General features: G+C 71.5%; 13 protein-coding genes, 1 pseudogene and 1 riboswitch. Of the genes and pseudogenes, 4 read left to right on the forward strand and 10 right to left on the reverse strand.

Annotated elements, in window-relative coordinates; translation table 11 throughout:
• Positions 1 to 36: 36 nt before the first annotated feature.
• Positions 37 to 195, reverse strand: a riboswitch (FMN riboswitch).
• 75 nt (positions 196 to 270) lie between these two features.
• Both ribD and rpe read right to left on the reverse strand, forming a co-directional pair.
• Positions 271 to 1,266: a bifunctional diaminohydroxyphosphoribosylaminopyrimidine deaminase/5-amino-6-(5-phosphoribosylamino)uracil reductase RibD gene (ribD, locus tag TTY48_RS00970; RefSeq protein WP_220655731.1), complete on the reverse strand. Its 996-nt coding sequence runs from the start codon at positions 1,264 to 1,266 to the stop codon at positions 271 to 273.
• Positions 1,267 to 1,275: 9 nt separating this feature from the next.
• Positions 1,276 to 1,953 carry a ribulose-phosphate 3-epimerase gene (gene rpe / locus TTY48_RS00975; protein ID WP_220655732.1) on the reverse strand — a complete coding sequence of 226 codons (678 nt, stop codon included), beginning with the start codon at positions 1,951 to 1,953 and terminating at the stop codon, positions 1,276 to 1,278.
• Positions 1,954 to 2,102: 149 nt separating this feature from the next.
• On the opposite strand from rpe, the gene TTY48_RS00980 reads away from it, so the two are divergent.
• Positions 2,103 to 3,026: an LGFP repeat-containing protein gene (locus TTY48_RS00980; protein ID WP_220655733.1), complete on the forward strand. Its 924-nt coding sequence runs from the start codon at positions 2,103 to 2,105 to the stop codon at positions 3,024 to 3,026.
• 81 nt (positions 3,027 to 3,107) lie between these two features.
• Here the strand turns inward: TTY48_RS00980 and TTY48_RS00985 are convergent, their stop codons facing one another.
• From TTY48_RS00985 to def, 3 genes are read right to left on the reverse strand one after another with little or no spacing between them, the layout of a single operon-like run.
• On the reverse strand, positions 3,108 to 4,517 hold the full coding sequence (locus TTY48_RS00985) for an RsmB/NOP family class I SAM-dependent RNA methyltransferase (RefSeq protein WP_374758697.1): 1,410 nt from the start codon (positions 4,515 to 4,517) through the stop codon (positions 3,108 to 3,110).
• Entirely contained in the window at positions 4,463 to 5,398 is a 936-nt protein-coding gene (locus TTY48_RS00990; RefSeq protein WP_220655735.1) for a methionyl-tRNA formyltransferase, read from the reverse strand. The genes TTY48_RS00985 and TTY48_RS00990 overlap by 55 nt, the downstream gene beginning before the upstream one ends.
• Positions 5,398 to 5,940 (reverse strand): peptide deformylase, encoded by a 543-nt coding sequence (def, locus tag TTY48_RS00995; protein WP_220655736.1) that lies wholly within the window; start codon positions 5,938 to 5,940, stop codon positions 5,398 to 5,400. Before def ends, TTY48_RS00990 begins: the two co-directional genes overlap by 1 nt.
• Positions 5,941 to 6,094: 154 nt before the next feature.
• Here def and TTY48_RS01000 point away from each other — a divergent pair, with 154 nt between their 5' ends.
• Together TTY48_RS01000 and gdhA are read left to right on the forward strand one after the other, a co-directional pair.
• On the forward strand, positions 6,095 to 7,153 hold the full coding sequence (locus tag TTY48_RS01000) for a S9 family peptidase (protein ID WP_220655737.1): 1,059 nt from the start codon (positions 6,095 to 6,097) through the stop codon (positions 7,151 to 7,153).
• Between the two features lie 83 nt (positions 7,154 to 7,236).
• The gene (gdhA, locus tag TTY48_RS01005; protein ID WP_220655738.1) at positions 7,237 to 8,580 is read left to right on the forward strand and encodes an NADP-specific glutamate dehydrogenase; all 1,344 of its coding nucleotides are present in this window, start codon (positions 7,237 to 7,239) and stop codon (positions 8,578 to 8,580) included.
• Here the strand turns inward: gdhA and TTY48_RS01010 are convergent.
• Both TTY48_RS01010 and TTY48_RS01015 read right to left on the reverse strand, forming a co-directional pair.
• On the reverse strand, positions 8,577 to 10,418 hold the full coding sequence (locus TTY48_RS01010; protein ID WP_220655739.1) for a neutral/alkaline non-lysosomal ceramidase N-terminal domain-containing protein: 1,842 nt from the start codon (positions 10,416 to 10,418) through the stop codon (positions 8,577 to 8,579). The two genes, gdhA and TTY48_RS01010, sit on opposite strands and share 4 nt — an antisense overlap.
• Before the next feature lie 14 nt (positions 10,419 to 10,432).
• Positions 10,433 to 11,005: an ester cyclase gene (locus TTY48_RS01015; protein ID WP_220655740.1), complete on the reverse strand. Its 573-nt coding sequence runs from the start codon at positions 11,003 to 11,005 to the stop codon at positions 10,433 to 10,435.
• A gap of 56 nt (positions 11,006 to 11,061) precedes the next feature.
• On the opposite strand from TTY48_RS01015, the gene TTY48_RS01020 reads away from it, so the two are divergent.
• The gene (locus TTY48_RS01020; protein WP_255585450.1) at positions 11,062 to 11,730 is read left to right on the forward strand and encodes a TetR family transcriptional regulator; all 669 of its coding nucleotides are present in this window, start codon (positions 11,062 to 11,064) and stop codon (positions 11,728 to 11,730) included.
• Between the two features lie 367 nt (positions 11,731 to 12,097).
• Here TTY48_RS01020 and nhaA read toward each other — a convergent pair.
• From nhaA to metK, 3 genes and pseudogenes are all read right to left on the reverse strand, one after another.
• Positions 12,098 to 13,366: pseudogene (nhaA, locus tag TTY48_RS01025) on the reverse strand (Na+/H+ antiporter NhaA); the annotation flags it as partial.
• A 126-nt stretch (positions 13,367 to 13,492) separates the two neighbouring features.
• Complete coding sequence (locus TTY48_RS01030) at positions 13,493 to 15,466, reverse strand: primosomal protein N' (RefSeq protein WP_220655743.1); 1,974 nt, start codon at positions 15,464 to 15,466, stop codon at positions 13,493 to 13,495.
• A gap of 17 nt (positions 15,467 to 15,483) precedes the next feature.
• The gene (gene metK / locus TTY48_RS01035) at positions 15,484 to 16,707 is read right to left on the reverse strand and encodes a methionine adenosyltransferase (protein WP_220655744.1); all 1,224 of its coding nucleotides are present in this window, start codon (positions 16,705 to 16,707) and stop codon (positions 15,484 to 15,486) included.
• Between the last annotated feature and the right edge of the window lie 20 nt (positions 16,708 to 16,727).

Raw genomic sequence — 16,727 nt, forward strand, 5'->3', positions numbered from 1 at the left:
GGCCCAGGGCGGCACGAAAAACGCGGGAACGGCCCGCGTAGTTCTCTTTCATCCGGACTATGACCGTCGGCTCCGGAATCGCACCGGAATCTGCTGACCCCCACCTCACGGTGGGGCGCTCGCGGGCTCGGCGACCGGAACTGTCCGGTCGCGATTACCGCCGGTGGGGAATTGCACCCCGCCCTGAGAACTTCCGCTTTCGACGGTAGCACTCGTTCATCGCCACCCCAAGTGTTGGGTTCACGGCGCACGAAAGGGAAGGGTCCCAGGTCAGCGCAGCAGTGTGAGCAGGACGTCGTCGCCGATGCGCTCGACGGCGTGCAGCCGCAGCCGCAGCGCGTCGTCGAGGGTGCCGATGGCGGGGACGGTGAGCGCGGACAGTCCGGCGCCGAGCAGGACCGGGGCGATGTAGGCCTGCACTCGGTCCACGAGACCCGCGGCGAGGAAGGCGCCGATCACGGTGGAGCCGCCCTCCACCTGGACGTGCGCGGCGTCGGCCACCGCATCCAGCGCCGCGTGCGGATCGTGACCGTGCACGTGAACCACGTCGCCGGGCGCGTCGAAGATGCGTGCTCCGGAAGGGATTTCACGATCGCCGACGACGATGCGGGCGGGCTGATGCGGATACAGCGAGCCGTCGGGGCGGCGCGCGGTGAGCGCGGGATCGTCGGCGAGCACTGTGCCGGTACCCACGATGATCGCGTCCAATCCGGCGCGTTCGGCGTGCACGCGCTCGCGCGCGAGCGGGCCGGTGATCCACCGACTCGTGCCGTCCGGAGCCGCGATCCGGCCGTCGACGGTGGCGGCGAGCTTGACGGTGACCATCGGTCGCCCGTGGCGCTGGCGGAACAGCCATTCGGTGAGCGGCCAGGGCTCCGTGTCGAGGTGGATCACCTCGACACCGGCGGCGCGGAGGGTCTGCGCTCCCCCGGCAGCGTCCGGGTTGGGGTCGGCGGCGGCGTAGGCCACGCGGGCGACGCCCGCGGCGAGCAGGGCCTGCGTGCACGGGCCGGTCCGGCCGGTGTGATCGCAGGGTTCGAGGGTGACCACGGCGGTGCCGCCGCGCGCGGCGTCCCCCGCCTCCGCAAGGGCGACCACCTCGGCGTGCGGCCCACCCGCAGGGGCGGTGCGGCCCCGTCCGGCGACGGCGCCGTCCGCCGCCAGGATCACGGCACCGACCGGCGGGTTCGGCGTGCTCACGCCGCGCGAGGCCACCGATTCCTCGACGGCGAGCGCGAGCGCGGTGTCCAGGTCGACCGGAGTCACGGGGCGCCGCTACGCCCGCGGTGTCGCCGCGGCCTGCGCGCGCAGCTTGCGCACGGCCTCAGCGGGGTCGGCCGCGTTGTAGACGGCGGAACCGGCCACGAAGCAGTCGACACCGGCCGCGGCGGCCTGCTCGATGGTGTCGGCGTTGATGCCGCCATCGATCTCGACCAGGAGCTTCAGCTCGCCGGAATCGACGAGCCGGCGGGCGGCGCGCGCCTTGTCGAGCACGTCGGCGATGAAGGACTGGCCGCCGAATCCCGGCTCCACGCTCATGACGAGCAGTGTGTCGAACTCCTTGAGGATCTCGATGTAGGGATCGAAGTCGGTCCCCGGCTTGATCGCGAGGCCCGCCTTGGCGCCGGCGGCGCGAATGTCCTTGGCCACGGCGATCGGATCGTCGGTGGCCTCGGCGTGGAAGGTCACGTTGTACGCGCCCGCCTCGGCGTAGGGCGGCGCCCAGCGACCCGGATCGTCGATCATCAGGTGGCAGTCCATCGGGATGGTGGTGGCCTTGAGCAGGCTCTGCACCACCGGGAGTCCGAGGGTCAGGTTCGGCACGAAGTGGTTGTCCATGACGTCCACGTGCACCCAGTCCGCACCCTCGGGGCCGCCGACGGCGTCCACCTCGGCGCCCAATCGGGCGAAGTCGGCGGACAGGATGGACGGCGCGATCATCGGCGAAGACATGCGTCGCATTCTATGGCCCGCGGGCGGCCGGACTCCCGCCCGTCCGACGCGCGATGGGCGACACATTGATCTAACAACGCCACTTTAGTAACATCAGCAACATTAGTCACACGGGTAACGCCCGTGCCGTCGATTGTTGAGAGGTCGTCATGCGGATCGCACGCACCTTCGCCACCATCACCGCGATGGCGGCGGCCACGGTCATCGCCGCGGGCCCCGCCCTCGCCGAGCCCACCGCCCCGCCGGTCCCGGCGGTCCCCGTCGCCGCGGCCCCCGCCGCACCTGCGGCCCCCGCTGCCGCTCCCGCCGCACCCGCCGTTCCCGCGGCCGCCGCACCCGGCACCGCCCCGGGTCTGGTGTCGACCGCGAATGCGATCCCGGCGAGCGCGCAGCCGGCGCTGGCCGAGCTCACCAAGATCCCCGGGGTGCAGCAGATCCTGGCCACCGGACAGCTCCCGACCACCGACGTGGCGACGCTGGTGAAGATGTTCGGCAGTGATCCCAACGCGCAGAAGCTGATCGCGCAGGTCCTCGCCGGACAGACCGCCACCGCGACCACCCCGAGCACGCCCGACGAGCCGCTGAAGTTCCCGGTGACCGGCGCGATCAACGAGGCCTTCACCAAGGACGGCGGCCAGAAGAAGTACGGTCAGCCGCTCGGCGTCGAGAAGGACGTCCCCGGCGGCGGCAAGGTCCAGGAGTTCGCCAACGGCGCCATCTACTGGAACCCGAAGGTCGCCAACGGCAAGGCCGCCGGCGTGGTCGGCGCGATCCGCGACGCCTACATCAAGGAGGGCGGCCCCGCCGGCAAGCTGGGCTACCCCCTGATGAGTGAGCTCAGTGTGGGTGGCGCGACGCCGGGGTCGATCGCCGGTGCGTACAACGATTTCGAGAAGGGCTCGATCGTCTGGTCGCCCGAGGGCGGTGCCCAGGTGGTCTCCGGGAAGATCAAGGAGCAGTGGGTCAAGGGCGGCGGCGCCTTCGGCGTCGGCTACCCGAAGGGCCCGGCCAAGCCCGGTGCCGGCGGCGCGCTGACCCAGGAGTTCACCAAGGGCGGCGTCCTCAAGGCCTGACCCCGCCCCATCTGCCGATTGAACACCGTTACGGAGAACGAAACCGCAGGTCGGCTTCCTCCGTAACGGTGTTCAATCGATTCAGGACTTGCGGAAGGCCTGGAAGAACATCGCATCGGTGCCGTGCAGGTGCGGCCACAGCTGCACGTGCGGCCCGTCGCCCAGCGGCAGGTCGGTCTCAGGGACGAGCGGGCGGGTGTCGATCGGTTCCAGCCCGGCTGCGGCCAGCAGCTTCTCGTCGGTGACCACGTCGAGGGTCTCCGCGACGTGCGGCGAACACGTCGCGTACAGCACCACGCCACCCGGGCGCGTGAGTTCGGCCGCGGCGGTGAGCAGTTCGCGTTGCAGCACGGTCAGCTGCGCGACATCGTCCGGTTGCTTGCGCCACCGGGCCTCGGGTCGCCGGCGCAGCGCCCCCAGCCCGGAACAGGGCGCGTCCACGAGCACGCGGTCGTATCCCGGCTCCAGCCCGGACGCGCGCCCATCGGTCACGTGGACGTCCACCGGAAGCCCCTTGGTCGTCTTGCGGACCAGCTCCGCCCGGTGCTCCGCGGGCTCGATCGCATCGACCCGCGCCCCGTCGATCGAGGCGAGCGAGCCGAGCAGTGCGGCCTTGCCGCCCGGCCCCGCGCACAGGTCGAGCCACCGTCCGCCGTCCTCGCCCTCGAGCGGCGCCACCGCGAGCGCCCGTGCGATCAGCTGGCTGCCCTCGTCCTGCACACCGGCCAGCCCGTCCCGGACCGGTTCCAGCGCACCGGGATCGCCGCCGGGCAGATACACCGCGTAGGGCGAGAGCCGACCCGTCTCGCCGCCCACGATGAGCGCGAGCTCCTCGGCCGAGATCTCCCCCGGCCGTGCCACTAGATGCACCGGTGGGCGGGCGTCGTCGTCGGCGAGCAGGGCCTGGAGCTGCCCCATCGAACGGATACCGTTGGCGCGAAGTGAGTCCCAGAACGCATCCGCGATCCACCGGGGATGGGCGTACTGCACCGCGAGGTGCCCGACGAGATCCTCGGCGGCCGACGGCGCGAGCTTGGCGACCCAGGCGTCCTCGTCGGCCTTGGACACCTTGCGCAGCACCGCGTTCGCGAATCCGCCGGCGCCGCGACCGGACGAGGCCTTCACGGCTTCGACGGTCTCGTCGACGGCCGCGTGGGCACCCACGCGGGTCCGCAGCAGCTGATAGACGCCGAGGCGCAGCGCATCCAGGACCGGACCGTCGATCTCGTCGACGGTCCGGCCCGAGGCGTCCTCGATCACCGCGTCCAGGAGCCCCTGCGCGCGGCACGCGCCGTACGTGAGCTCCGTCGCGAACGCGGCATCGCGCCCCTTCAGGCGCGCGGAACGCAACAATCCGGGCAGCACCAGGTTCGCGTAGGCACCGCGCTCCCGGACGGCGGCCAAGGTCTCGAGCGCGGCTTTGCGCGCGGGGTCCGTCACTGGTCCACTCCGATCACGAGGCCGCTCTCCAGGCGGGCGCCGCGCGCCCAGTCGGCTGCGGGCATGGGCTTCTTGCCGGGCGGCTGCACGGTGCCCAGCCGGACCGGTGCGGTCGCGGTGCCCGCGAACACCTCCCGCTTGGTGACGCGGAGCTCGCCGGGGGCGAGCGGCTCACCGTCGACCTCGACGGTGACCGGCCCCAGCTTGAGCCGCGCATCGCCGTGCTGGACCCACGCCCCCGGGGCGTCGGTCATGGCACGGATGTGCCGGTCCACGGCGCCGGCGGGCAGGTCGAATCGGACCCGGGCGCCCTCGACGGTGACCTTGGGGGCGTGCGTGACGCCGTCGGTCGCCTGCGGGACCGCGGACACCGCTCCGGCCTCGACCCCGTCGACGGTGCGGCGCAGCAGCTCGGCGCCGTGCTCGGCGAGGCGGGCGAGCAGCACCGTCGCCGTGTCGTCGGGCCGGATGCGCTCGGTGAGGACACCGAACACCGGACCGGTGTCGAGCCCCTCCTCGATGCGGAAGGTGGATGCGCCGGTGAGCTCGTCCCCGGCCTCGAGGGAGGCCTGGACGGGCGCGGCTCCGCGCCACGCCGGGAGCAGCGAGAAGTGCAGGTTGATCCAGCCGTGGACGGGCACGTCCAGCAGGTCGGGCGGGATCATGCCGCCGTAGGCCACCACCGGGCAGCAGTCCGGTGCCAGAGCGACGATGGCGTCCCTCGCCTCGGGGGCGCGCAGGGTGGCGGGCGTGAGGACGGGGATCCCCGCCTCGTCGGCGACCTGCCCCACCGGGGAACGACGGACGCCGCGCCCGCGGCCCGATCGCGCATCGGGACGGGTGAGCACACCCACGACCTCGTGCTCGGAGTCGAGGAGCGCACGCAGTGCCGGGACCGCCGGCTCGGGGGTTCCCGCGAACAGCAGCCGCATCAGGAGCGTCCGCCGATGGCGGCGCCCTCGCCGAGCGTGGTGGCGGGGTCGGTGAACCAGGGCGCGGTGCGGATCGCCTTCATCGCGCGCTTGCGGTCCTCCGGCTCGAGCCGGGACAGGAAGAGCACCCCGTCGAGGTGGTCTGTCTCGTGCTGGATGCACCGGGCCAGGATCTCGGTGCCCTCGATCGTGATCGGCTCGCCGTGCACGTCGACGCCCTCGGCGATCACGTTCAGGTGCCGCGTACAGGGCTCGAGGATCTCCGGGATCGACAGGCAGCCCTCGGGGCCGGTCTGCGTCTCCTCGCCGACGGCCCGCCACACCGGGTTGATGATGTGGCCCTCGCGGCCGCCGCAACCGAACACGAAGACGCGCTTGCTCACGCCCACCTGGGGCGCCGCCAGGCCCGCTCCGTTGTGATGGTGCATGGTGTCGATCATGTCCTCGACGAAGCGCGCGAGGTCGTCGTCGAAGACCGTCACCTCGTCCGCGCGGGTGCGCAGCACCGGGTCGGGATAGATGCGGATGGGTAGAACGCTCATTCCTCCATTATCCAGCCTCGACGCCGCGCCCCGCCCCCGGTCCGCGACGCCGTGCCGCGCCGTGCGTCACAGGGCTTGTGACTTCCACACAGGGTTGCCTTAGAATTCGGACGAAGCGCCATGAGACCGCCCCGCCGGGCGAGAGAGGGACGACGTGCATTTCGCGCGCGCCCGGCGGCCGATGATCGGTGCCGCCGCCTGCATTGCCGTGCTGTTGAGCGCGGGTTGCACCACGACCGATGAGACGGGTCGCGGTGCGCCTTCGTCGTCCCCGTCCGCCGCTCCCGTCTCGTACCCGCCGGTCAGCCCGGCGGCGATCGTCGGCAAGTACCCGGTCACGCAGCCGCAGCGCATCGTCTACACCGTTCCCGACGGTTGGTCCGATCCGGTGCAGAACTACGGCGAGCTGTACCTGCCCGTGGCCCCCGCGGTCGCACCGAATCCCTCGGGCGGCCCCCTGGGCGCACGCGGATCGTCCCCGGCGTTGCCGGAGCAGATCCCGGTGGTCGTCCTGCTGCACGGCGGCGGCTGGCGCACCCCGTCGGTGGCCGCATCGATGTCGGAGATGGCCCGGTCGCTGGTCACCCACGGCGTCGCGGTCTGGAACGTGGAGTACCGCCGGATCGGAGCGGGCGGCGGTTACCCGATCACCCTCACCGACACCGCGGCGGCGATCGACTACCTGCAGACGGTGAAGTCCCAGTACGCGCCGAATCTCGACCTGAAGAACGTGGTCGTCGCCGGACATTCCGCGGGCGGTCAGCTCGCCGTGTGGGCATCCGCGCGATCGATGCTCACACCCGGTGCCATGGGCAGCGTGCCGGCGGTGACGCCCGCCGCCGTGGTGTCCATGGGCGGCGTCCTCGACATGCGCCGCGCCGTGGCGGACGGCAACGTGAACACCCGACTGTTCCTCGGCCTGCCCGATGAGTTCCCGCAGCAGTTCGCGGTGGCCGATCCGATCCAGAACATCAACCCGAAGGTGCCGGTCACCTGCTACAACGGCACCGCCGACCGGATCGTGCGCCCCGAGGGCTGCGAGGCCTTCATCTCGGCCCTGCGCGCGAAGAACGGCCGTGGCGAGGCAGTCCTCCTCCCGGGCGCCGGACACAACGTCTACCTCCCCTCGCAGTCCCAGAACCGCTACTGGCCCGTGGTCCAGCAGGCGATTCTCGGGTACACCGACGAGTTCCGTCCGCGCGGGGGGCGGTGACCGCGCAGCGGTGACCCGGCGAGCGGGTCGACCGGCGCGACGTGATGGCGAGCCGGTGACCGGCTCGCGGAAGGGAGTGCGCCATGGCGCATGTCGAGGGTCGTCTGGGGTTGCTGTACGAGGAGGTACTGCGACGCAATCCGGGTGAGGCCGAATTCCACCAGGCCGTGCGGGAGGTGCTCGAGAGTCTCGCCCCGGTGGTGGTCAAGCACCCGGAGTACGCCGACGCCGCGGTGATCCACCGCATCTGCGAGCCCGAGCGACAGATCATCTTCCGTGTTCCGTGGCAGGACGATTCGGGCACGGTGCGACTCAATCGCGGCTTCCGGGTGGAGTTCAACTCGGCGCTCGGCCCGTACAAGGGCGGTCTGCGTTTCCATCCCTCGGTGTACCTGGGCATCGTGAAGTTCCTGGGCTTCGAGCAGATCTTCAAGAACTCGCTCACCGGCATGCCCATCGGTGGCGGCAAGGGCGGCTCCGATTTCGATCCGAAGGGGCTCTCCGACAACGAGATCATGCGCTTCTGCCAGTCCTTCATGACCGAGCTGTACCGGCACATCGGCGAGTACACCGACGTCCCGGCCGGCGACATCGGTGTGGGCGGGCGCGAAATCGGGTACCTGTTCGGGCAGTACAAGCGCATCACCAACCGCTACGAGTCCGGCGTGCTCACGGGTAAGGGACTCACCTGGGGCGGTTCCCGGGTGCGCACCGAAGCCACCGGCTACGGCGCGGTCTTCTTCCTGAACGAGATGCTCACCGCCCGCGGCCAGTCCTTCGAGGGCAAGCGCGTGGTGGTGTCGGGCTCGGGCAACGTGGCCGTGTACGCCGCCGAGAAGGTCGAGCAGCTCGGCGGCGTCGTGGTCGCCTGCTCCGACTCCTCCGGTTACGTGGTCGACGAGAAGGGCATCGACCTGGACCTGCTCAAGGATGTCAAGGAGGTTCGCCGCGAACGGATCTCGGTGTACGCGCAGGAGCGCGGCGCCCTCTTCGTGCCGGGCGGATCGGTGTGGGACGTGCCGTGCGATATCGCGCTGCCGTGCGCCACGCAGAACGAGCTCGACGGTGACGCCGCCGATCGGCTGATCAAGAACGGGACGGCCTACGTGGCGGAGGGCGCGAACATGCCGTGCACCCCCGAGGCCGTGCGCCTGTTCGCGGAGGCCGGGGTGGCCTTCGCGCCCGGTAAGGCGGCCAACGCCGGTGGCGTGGCCACCAGCGCCCTGGAGATGCAGCAGAACGCCTCCCGCGATTCCTGGTCCTTCGAGTACACCGAGGACCGGCTCGCCTCCATCATGCGGGGCATCCACGATCGCTGCCTCGAGACGGCCGACGAGTACGGCAGCCCCGGCGACTACGTGACCGGCGCGAACATCGCCGGCTTCATCCGCGTCGCCAACGCCATGCTCGCGCAGGGCGTCATCTAGCCCGCTCCGCGCACCGTCACCGGCCCGGACCACACGTAGTGGCCGGGCCGGTGGTGCGTGTACCCCACGCGGTAGACCCCGTCGTCGAGATCGCGGACGCGCACCGTCGCCCGGAATCCGGACCGTCCTCGCGTCCAGTCGATCTCGGTCTGCGGCGAATCATCGCCGGCGATGTGCTCCCATGTCTCGCGCACGCGCCGCTCCACCCGGGCGTAGTCGGCCGGGATCGTGCGGTTCGGGTGACCGCAGGCGAACTCGACGGTCAGCACCGGGTCCGACGGTGCCGGGCTCCGTACCGCGGTCACCCGGACCGGGCGCGGCCGGCTCAGCAGGGTGCTCCCGGCGGGCGAGCCCAGCCGCGCCGCAGCGCGCCGGGCGGGCGGCGTACCGGGAGCGCCGACGCGGCCGGCGACCAGGTCGCTCGCGAGCCGAACCGCGGCCTCGGTGAACGCCGCCAATTGATTCCGGCCGAAGATGGTGCTGCCCGCCTCGTACCGCTGCGCGTCGTACTCCTCGGGCGTGGTGAGGTAGTGCGCGTAACCGTTGGCGTATCCCTGTATCAGCACCGCGGTCTCGGCGACGCCGAGCTCCGCCGCAACCGCGGCCCGCAGTCGCGCACCGGCGGTCACCGTGACCTCCACGGGCAGGCACACCAGGTACAGGTCTCCGATCCGGATGAGTTGCACCGGAAGCCGTTCCTGCACCCATCCCATCGCCCCGACCGGAAGCAGCATCTCCTTCGGCGATTGGCTCGCGGCCAGGCCGGGCAGCCGCCGATACAGCGCCCGACTGATCACGCCCACCCGGTTGCCCAGACCCTGCCGGAAGGCGGTCGACCCGATGCCGTCCGTGGTGCCCGCGGCGAAGGCGGCACCGAGCACGGCACGCCCCGTGGGACCGTCTGCCGTGATCGCCGCTCCGAAATCGACGTAGGCGAGCCGGTGGTCGAGTACTGCGGGCTGCGGCTCCCCGGGACCGTCGGCGAGTGCCTGCGCGGCGAACAACTGGCGGCGACCGATCTCCGCGGTGTTGCTGCGCTCGTCGTCGGTGGGACCCTGTCCGGCGGCACCGTCGAGATTGGGCGAGATGTCGCCGGAGTTGCTCTGCGCGAACGCCGCGACGAATCCCGGCACAGGCGAGCGGCGCTCCCATTCGGCGGCGGCCCAGCCCTTGTTGTCCGAGCTGATCAAGCGGTTCCCGTTGGTCATCGAGGTGCAGTGCACCGCGAACCAGTCGACCGCCGCCGCGAGCTCACCGTCCCGTTCGAGGCGCAGGAGCGTGACCGCCGGGTCGATCCGGCCGGGCAGCGCCGCGCGATCGGGATTGCGGTCGAACGAGGTGGGGCTGCGATTGACGGAGGCGTTGCGGAGTTCGCCGCGGGAGAGCGAGACCGCGACCGGCGCCAGAGCCGCCTCGGCGTCGAGCACCGCGCGCACCACGCCGTCGACGAGCCTCGCGAAGGTCCGGCGGTGCTGTCCCAGCGTAGTCACGTTGTACAGCGCGTGACGGCCGTGCCCGCCAGGGCCGCAATGGGTATGGGTCGCCGTGAGCACGGTGTTGGCGGCGGTGAGCCGCCCGGATGTGGCGGCGGCGAGCCGGTCGGCGATCTCGTCGACCGCGGCTTGGAAGAACATGCCGATATCCGCCACCACGTACGCGACGCGCCGCTCAGCACCGTCGGGCCCGGGGGCCGCGAAGACGAAGGCCCGCGCCCACTGCCGGGTGAGCAGGCCGCGACTGCGCTGCCCGGGCATGCCGTAGCCCATCATGCCGACGCCCCACGGTTCCCCCGTGACATCGATCTTCGACCACCCGGCCCGGAACTCCGTTCGATCCACGCGCCCGAGCGTACTCAGTCGTCGAGCGCCGGCGGGACGGTCCGCGACAGTCGCGGATCGGGCGCTCCCCCGCTCACCCGCACGGCGCCGAGCAGCACCCGGCCCAGCTTCAGAAGTCCGCGCGGACTGCGGGGATTCAGACCGCCGATGAGCTGCCGCAGGATGGTCAGCTGGTCGAAGTAGATCCGCTCGGTCACGAGGTTCTCCGCCTCGTCGAAGACGAAGTAGGCGGTCATCCGGGTGCGGTGCCGCGACCCCGTGGGCGGAATGGCGCCGAGCGGTCCCCGGTGGGTGCCGAGCAGCCAGAACTCGACGATGACGGCGTCGATGCTGTGCCGCAGGGCGATGATCTCGTGATCCTGGTCCGGGAAGGCGGTGCGGGTGTCGGCGTAGTAGTCGCGCACCTCCCGATCACCGTCGTGCACCGTCATCTGCGCGATGAGCTCGTAGTGCGGGTGCGGGAAGGTGGCGAGGGTGGCGTCCCAGTCCTGCCGGACCTCGTCGTGGAAGTGGTCGAGTACCAGTTTCTCCCGGGCGCGCAGTACGGGTTCGGGGGGTAGGACGAATCGCGATGCGGAGGACGGCATCACACCAGGATATATCCACGGCGTGGAAATATCGAGTATGCGGCACAATGTCCGGCATGTCCTCCACCGCACCACGCCGCGGGCGCCCGACGAAGAACGAGGCGCACCTGTCTCGTTCCACGATCGTCACCGCCGCGCTGGCACTGATCGACAGCGAGGGCGTCGGTGCGGTCAGCATGCGCACCGTAGGACGCCGGCTCGGCGTGGATGCGAAGAGCCTGTACCACCACGTGGCGGGTAAGGAACAGTTGCTCGACGCGGTCGCGGAGTCGATCCTCGCATCGATCGAGGTGCCGCTGCCCACGGGCGATCTGCGCACCGACCTGCGTGCTGCGGCGCACGCCTTCCGCGTCCAGGCCCTCTCCCATCCCCAGGCCGCGACGCTGGTACTCACGCGCCAGCTCAAGTCCGTGCGCTCGCTCGCTCCCGTCGAGGGTGTGCTGCACATCCTGTTGACCGCGGGCTTCGATGCCGACGAGGCCGTGAACATGCTCCGCACCATGCTCGCCGCTCTCATCGGCACCCTGCTGCGCGAGGTGAACGCGGGCCCCACCTACGGCACCACGGACACCGCCGGCATCGCCGCCCGCGCCGCCGATCTCACGGAGGCCGGGCTGCCGTCGATCCGCGCCGTGGCACCGCAGCTCGCCCGCTTCGATGCGGAGGCGGAGTTCGACTACATGATCGACGCGGTGGTCGACCTCATCGTCGCCCGACGCGCGTGACGCGCGGCCCGTCGCCCGGGAACCGGACGATGGAGTCGATCCGCCGGGCCGCGGCGGAGACCCGGACCACGAGGATCACGGCGCATCCCTCCTCCACCTCGACGCGCCGGGTGACCGCTCGGCGCGGCGTACTACCGGCCACGACATCGGCGGCGGAGCCGCCGATCACGGCGACCACGTCGTGCGCACCGGGACGCACCGGTATCCGGACCCCGCCGTCGCCGTCGATGCGGATCACCCGCCCGTCGACGGCGAGCCGGATCGGCCGGCCCCGGACCCCGGGGATCCAGCGGGTCGCGCGCGGCCGGAAGGGGGTGGCGATCAACAGCGCCGTGCGCTCGTCGTCGGCGCCCGCCACGTCGGTGGCGTCGAGCTCCGCGTCCGCCTCTTCGAGCCTGCGGTAGGTGCGATTCCGCACGCCCAGGATCACCCCTGCCCCCACCGCGGCGGCCACCGATGCGCACAGGACCGCCAGCTTGGCGAACGCGAGTTGTTCGGCGGAGTCGGTGAAGCTGAGTTCGGCGATCAACAGCGAAACGGTGAATCCGATACCCGCGAGCAGCGATACGGCCAGCAGATCGATCCAGCGGACCGCGGGATCGAGCGTGCTCCGGGTGAGCCGGGTCACCAGCCAGGTGGCCGCCACGATGCCGATCGGCTTGCCGAGCACCAGTCCCGCGACGATGCCGATGAAGATCGGGTCCGCGACCGCGACCGCGCCGCTGCCGGTGAGCGTGACGCCGGCCGCCAGGAAGGCGAACACGGGGACCGCGAATCCGGCCGAGAGCGGGCGGAACCGGTGCTCGAACTCCTCGGCCAGTCCCCCGTCGGGGCCGCCCCGCAGAACCGGCACCGCGAACCCGAGCAGGACGCCGGCGATGGTGGCGTGGATTCCGGAGGCGTGCACGAGGACCCAGAAGAGGAAGCCCACGGGCAGCAGTACGAGCCACGCCGCCAGATGATGGCGCGAGAACGCGCCGGCGTAGCGATGCGCCAGGAAACCGAAGAGCGCGAGCGGGATGGTGCTCCACGCCAACGGCGTCCAATTGACCTGTTCGGTGTACGCGATGGCGATGATCGCGATGGCCAGGAGATCGTCGACCACGGCCAGGGTGAGCAGGAACAGACGCAGCGCAGCGGGCAGGTGCGAGCCGACCACGGCGAGGACGGCGACCGCGAAGGCGATGTCGGTGGCGGTCGGAATCGCCCACCCGGCACTTCCCGGGCCGCCCGCGTTGAGCACCAGATAGATCAAGGCGGGCACGAGGGCACCGCCGATCGCCGCGACCACGGGGACGGCCGCCGTCCGGGGCGAGCGGAGCTCCCCGGCGACGATCTCGCGTTTGAGTTCGAGGCCGACGAGGAAGAAGAAGACCGCGAGCAGGCCGTCCGAGGCCCACTGCCCCAGAGTGAGATCGAGCTTGAACGGCGCGTATCCGACGACCGTGCCGCGCAGTGATTCGTACGCGGGGGCGAGGCCGCTGTTCGCGGCGATGAGCGCCGCGATCGCGGCACCGACGAGCAGGAATCCGCCGACCGCCTCTTTGCGGAGGATGGCGGTGATACGGGAAGTCTCCGTGGGTGATCCACGGCGGAACAGAGCGGAGGCACGCCGAGGCGCGATCGGTCGGGGCATGGTTGAACGATCCTTGATCAGGTCGGCGACGATTGACATGCCGACCAGACTTCCCGGCGCTCCGCCATTCACCTTACCAAACTTTTGCACATCTAGTTGGTCGAGATGAATGGCGTGAGTGGCGCGTCAGCCGATTCGCAAGGGGTCCATCTGGATTCGCACCGGTGCGCCCTCCCGACGCAGACTCCGTCCGACCTGCGCGCGAAACACGGCCTGCGCCAAGGCACGTCCGTCGCGGCGCGGGACGCGCACCAGCATCCGCATCGGCGGCGGACCGTCGTCCGGGGCACCCGGCACCCGCACCCCGGGCGGCAGATCCACGGGTCCCAGGATCTCGGCGCCGGGCGGTAGCTCCGCGGCCTCGGCGACCGCGACGACATCGGCCTCCGCACCATCGAGCGCGGCGAGGTGGGCGGCGGGCGGGAATCCGACCACGGCGCGCTCCGCGAGCTCGGTGGCGGCGAAGCCCGCGGCATCCCAGCGGATCAGCGCCTGCACCACCGGAACCGAGGCATCCGCACCGCAGACCACCGTGCCGTCGGCCGCCACGAGCGCCGCGGCGTTCATCCACCGCCGCAGCGTCTCCTCACCCGCACGCAGATCGGCCCGGCCCAGCATCAGCCAGCCGTCGAGCAGGAGCGCCGCGCCGTAGCCGCCCTCCACCACCGGTTCGGCACCGGGGGTGGCCACCACGAGGCGGCGGCCGCCCTGGGCCTGTGCGAGCACGTTCTCACCGCCCGACATGGTGACCGCCGCGCCGGGGAAGGCGCGCCCGAGCTCCTCCGCGGTGCGCGAGGCGCCGATGATCACGGCCCGCATCGTGGTGCCGCCACACGCCGGGCAGCGGTATCCGGGATCGGTCCGATCGCACCACCGGCACCGGAGCACACCACCGGCGGCCTGTTCGAGCGGTCCGTGACACCGCCGGCACCGCGCCGGCGTGCGGCACCGCTCACAGGACATCGCCGGGGCGTAGCCGCGCCGCGGAACCTGCACCAGCACAGGACGATCCGCATCGAGCGCGGTGCGCGCCGCGGCGAAAGCCGCCGCCGGCAGCCGCGCCGACCGGGCCAGCGGATCGCGGGCGAGTTCGAAATCGGAGTCGGCCACGCCGATGATCCGCGGCGAGCGCTCGCGCACCCGCTCGCGGGGTGCGGCCACCTCCGCGGCCCAGCCCGCGTCGAGGAGGGCCTGCGCCTCGGGGGTGCGGGCGAACCCCCCGATCAGCAACGCCGCGCCCTCCTGGTGGGCGCGCAGCGCGAGTACCTCGCGGGTGTGCGGATACGGCGCGCGGGGCTCGACGAAGGATTCGTCACCGTCGTCCCACTGCACCAGGAGGCCGAGATCGGCCAGGGGCACGAAGGCGGCGCTGCGGGTTCCGATCACGAGCCGGGTGCGGCCGAGCAGTGCGGTGAGCCATCGCCGATACCGAGCGGAGGGACCGAGACCCGCGGCCAGCACCGTCGGGGACAGCTCCGCGCAGGCCGCGGCCAGTCGGTCGAGGTCGGCCTGATCGGGAACCACCATCAGCACCGAGCGCCCGGAGGCGATCACCGCGGCGGCCAGTTCGGCCAGTCGCGCCGCCCAGTCCTCGCCGGGCAGTGCCTGCCAGACCGCGTGCGGCGCGCGGCCGGCCACGGCGGCGGCCGCGAACTGTTCCCCGTGGGTGTACTCGGCCAGCGGGTCGACCACCGCGGGCGGAGCGCCGGGCTCGGGCGGATCGGCCTTGAGCAGATCCTTCTCTACACGCGCGTGCCGCGGCGGGATCGCCAGCCGCAGTACATCCGCCCGGGTGCCCGCGTAGCGCGCCGCCACCTCGGTGATCAGGCGCAGGACCTGCGGTGTCAGCACCGGCAGCGGCGACACCACCCGGTCGAGCTTGGCGAGCTTGCCCTCGTGATCGGACCGCGGCAGCCGCTCGAGCAGGTACCCGTCCACCAGCCGACCCGAGAACCGCACGCGCACCCGGACCCCCGGCTGCGCATCGGCGTCGAGCTCCGGCGGAACCAGGTAGTCGAACTCGCGGTCCAGGTGGCTCACCTGGAGCAGCGGCAGCACCCGCGCGATGGGGAGCTCGCCGGGGTTCGACGCAGCGTCCACCGCCGTGGAGGTGTCGGTCAGAAGCCCGCCGCGGAGCGCAGCGCGTCCGCGCGGCCGGTGTGCTCCCAGGGCAGGTCGATGTCGGTACGACCGAAGTGGCCGTACGCGGCGGTGGGAGCGTAGATCGGGCGCAGCAGGTCGAGATCGTTGATGATCGCGCGCGGCCGCAGGTCGAAGACCTCGGTGATGGCCTGCTGGATCTTCGAGGGATCCACCTGCTCGGTGCCGAAGGTCTCCACGAACAGGCCGACCGGCGCCGCCTTACCGATGGCGTACGCGACCTGCACCTCGATCCGCTCGGCGAGACCGGCGGCCACGGCGTTCTTGGCGACCCAGCGCATCGCGTAGGCGGCCGAGCGGTCCACCTTCGACGGGTCCTTGCCCGAGAAGGCGCCGCCGCCGTGGCGGGCCATGCCGCCGTAGGTGTCCACGATGATCTTGCGACCGGTGAGGCCCGCATCGCCCATCGGGCCGCCGAGCACGAACTTGCCGGTGGGGTTCACCAGCAGCCGCACGTTCGAGGTGTCCAGGCTGGGCAGGTTCAGATCGGCGATCACCGAGCCGAGCACGTGCTCGCGCAGATCGGGGGTGAGCATGCCGTCGATGTCGATATCGGCGGCGTGCTGGCTGGAGATGACCACGGTGTCCAGGCGCACCGGCTGCTCGCCGGCGTACTCGATGGTGACCTGGGTCTTACCGTCCGGACGCAGGTAGGGCAGGGTGCCGTTCTTACGCACCTCGGTCAGGCGGCGCGAGAGCCGGTGCGCCAGCGAGATCGGCAGCGGCATCAGCTCCGGGGTGTCCGAGCAGGCGTAGCCGAACATCAGGCCCTGATCGCCCGCGCCCTGCGCGTCGATCTCGTCCTGCGCACCGTCGACGCGGTGCTCGTAGGCGTGGTCCACGCCCTGCGCGATCTCGGGGCTCTGCGCGCCGATGGCGATGTTCACACCACAGGAGTTGCCGTCGAAGCCCTTCGCGGAGCTGTCGTAGCCGATCTCCAGGACCTTCTCGCGCACGATCTTCGGGATGTCGGCCCACGCGCTCGTGGTCACCTCGCCCGCGACGTGCACCTGACCGGTGGTGACGAGCGTCTCCACGGCCACGCGGGAGGAGGGATCCTCGGTCAGCAGCGCGTCGAGCACCGAATCCGAGATGGCATCACAGATCTTGTCCGGGTGCCCCTCGGTGACCGACTCGCTGGTGAACAGACGATGGGCGGAATTGGCGAACCCAGAAACCACGGCGCTATGTCCTCTCGACT

The organism is Tsukamurella sp. TY48, from assembly GCF_019656655.1.
Lineage (GTDB): Bacteria > Actinomycetota > Actinomycetes > Mycobacteriales > Mycobacteriaceae > Tsukamurella > Tsukamurella strandjordii.

Coding starts and splice junctions, on each gene's coding strand:
- rpe (WP_220655732.1), bottom strand. CDS start 1,953: ATGTCTTCGCCGATGATCGCGCCGTCCATCCTGTCCGCCGACTTCGCC.
- TTY48_RS00980 (WP_220655733.1), top strand. CDS start 2,103: ATGCGGATCGCACGCACCTTCGCCACCATCACCGCGATGGCGGCGGCC.
- TTY48_RS00990 (WP_220655735.1), bottom strand. CDS start 5,398: ATGCGGCTGCTGTTCGCGGGAACCCCCGAGCCGGCGGTCCCGGCACTG.
- def (WP_220655736.1), bottom strand. CDS start 5,940: ATGAGCGTTCTACCCATCCGCATCTATCCCGACCCGGTGCTGCGCACC.
- gdhA (WP_220655738.1), top strand. CDS start 7,237: ATGGCGCATGTCGAGGGTCGTCTGGGGTTGCTGTACGAGGAGGTACTG.
- TTY48_RS01015 (WP_220655740.1), bottom strand. CDS start 11,005: ATGCCGTCCTCCGCATCGCGATTCGTCCTACCCCCCGAACCCGTACTG.
- TTY48_RS01020 (WP_255585450.1), top strand. CDS start 11,062: ATGTCCTCCACCGCACCACGCCGCGGGCGCCCGACGAAGAACGAGGCG.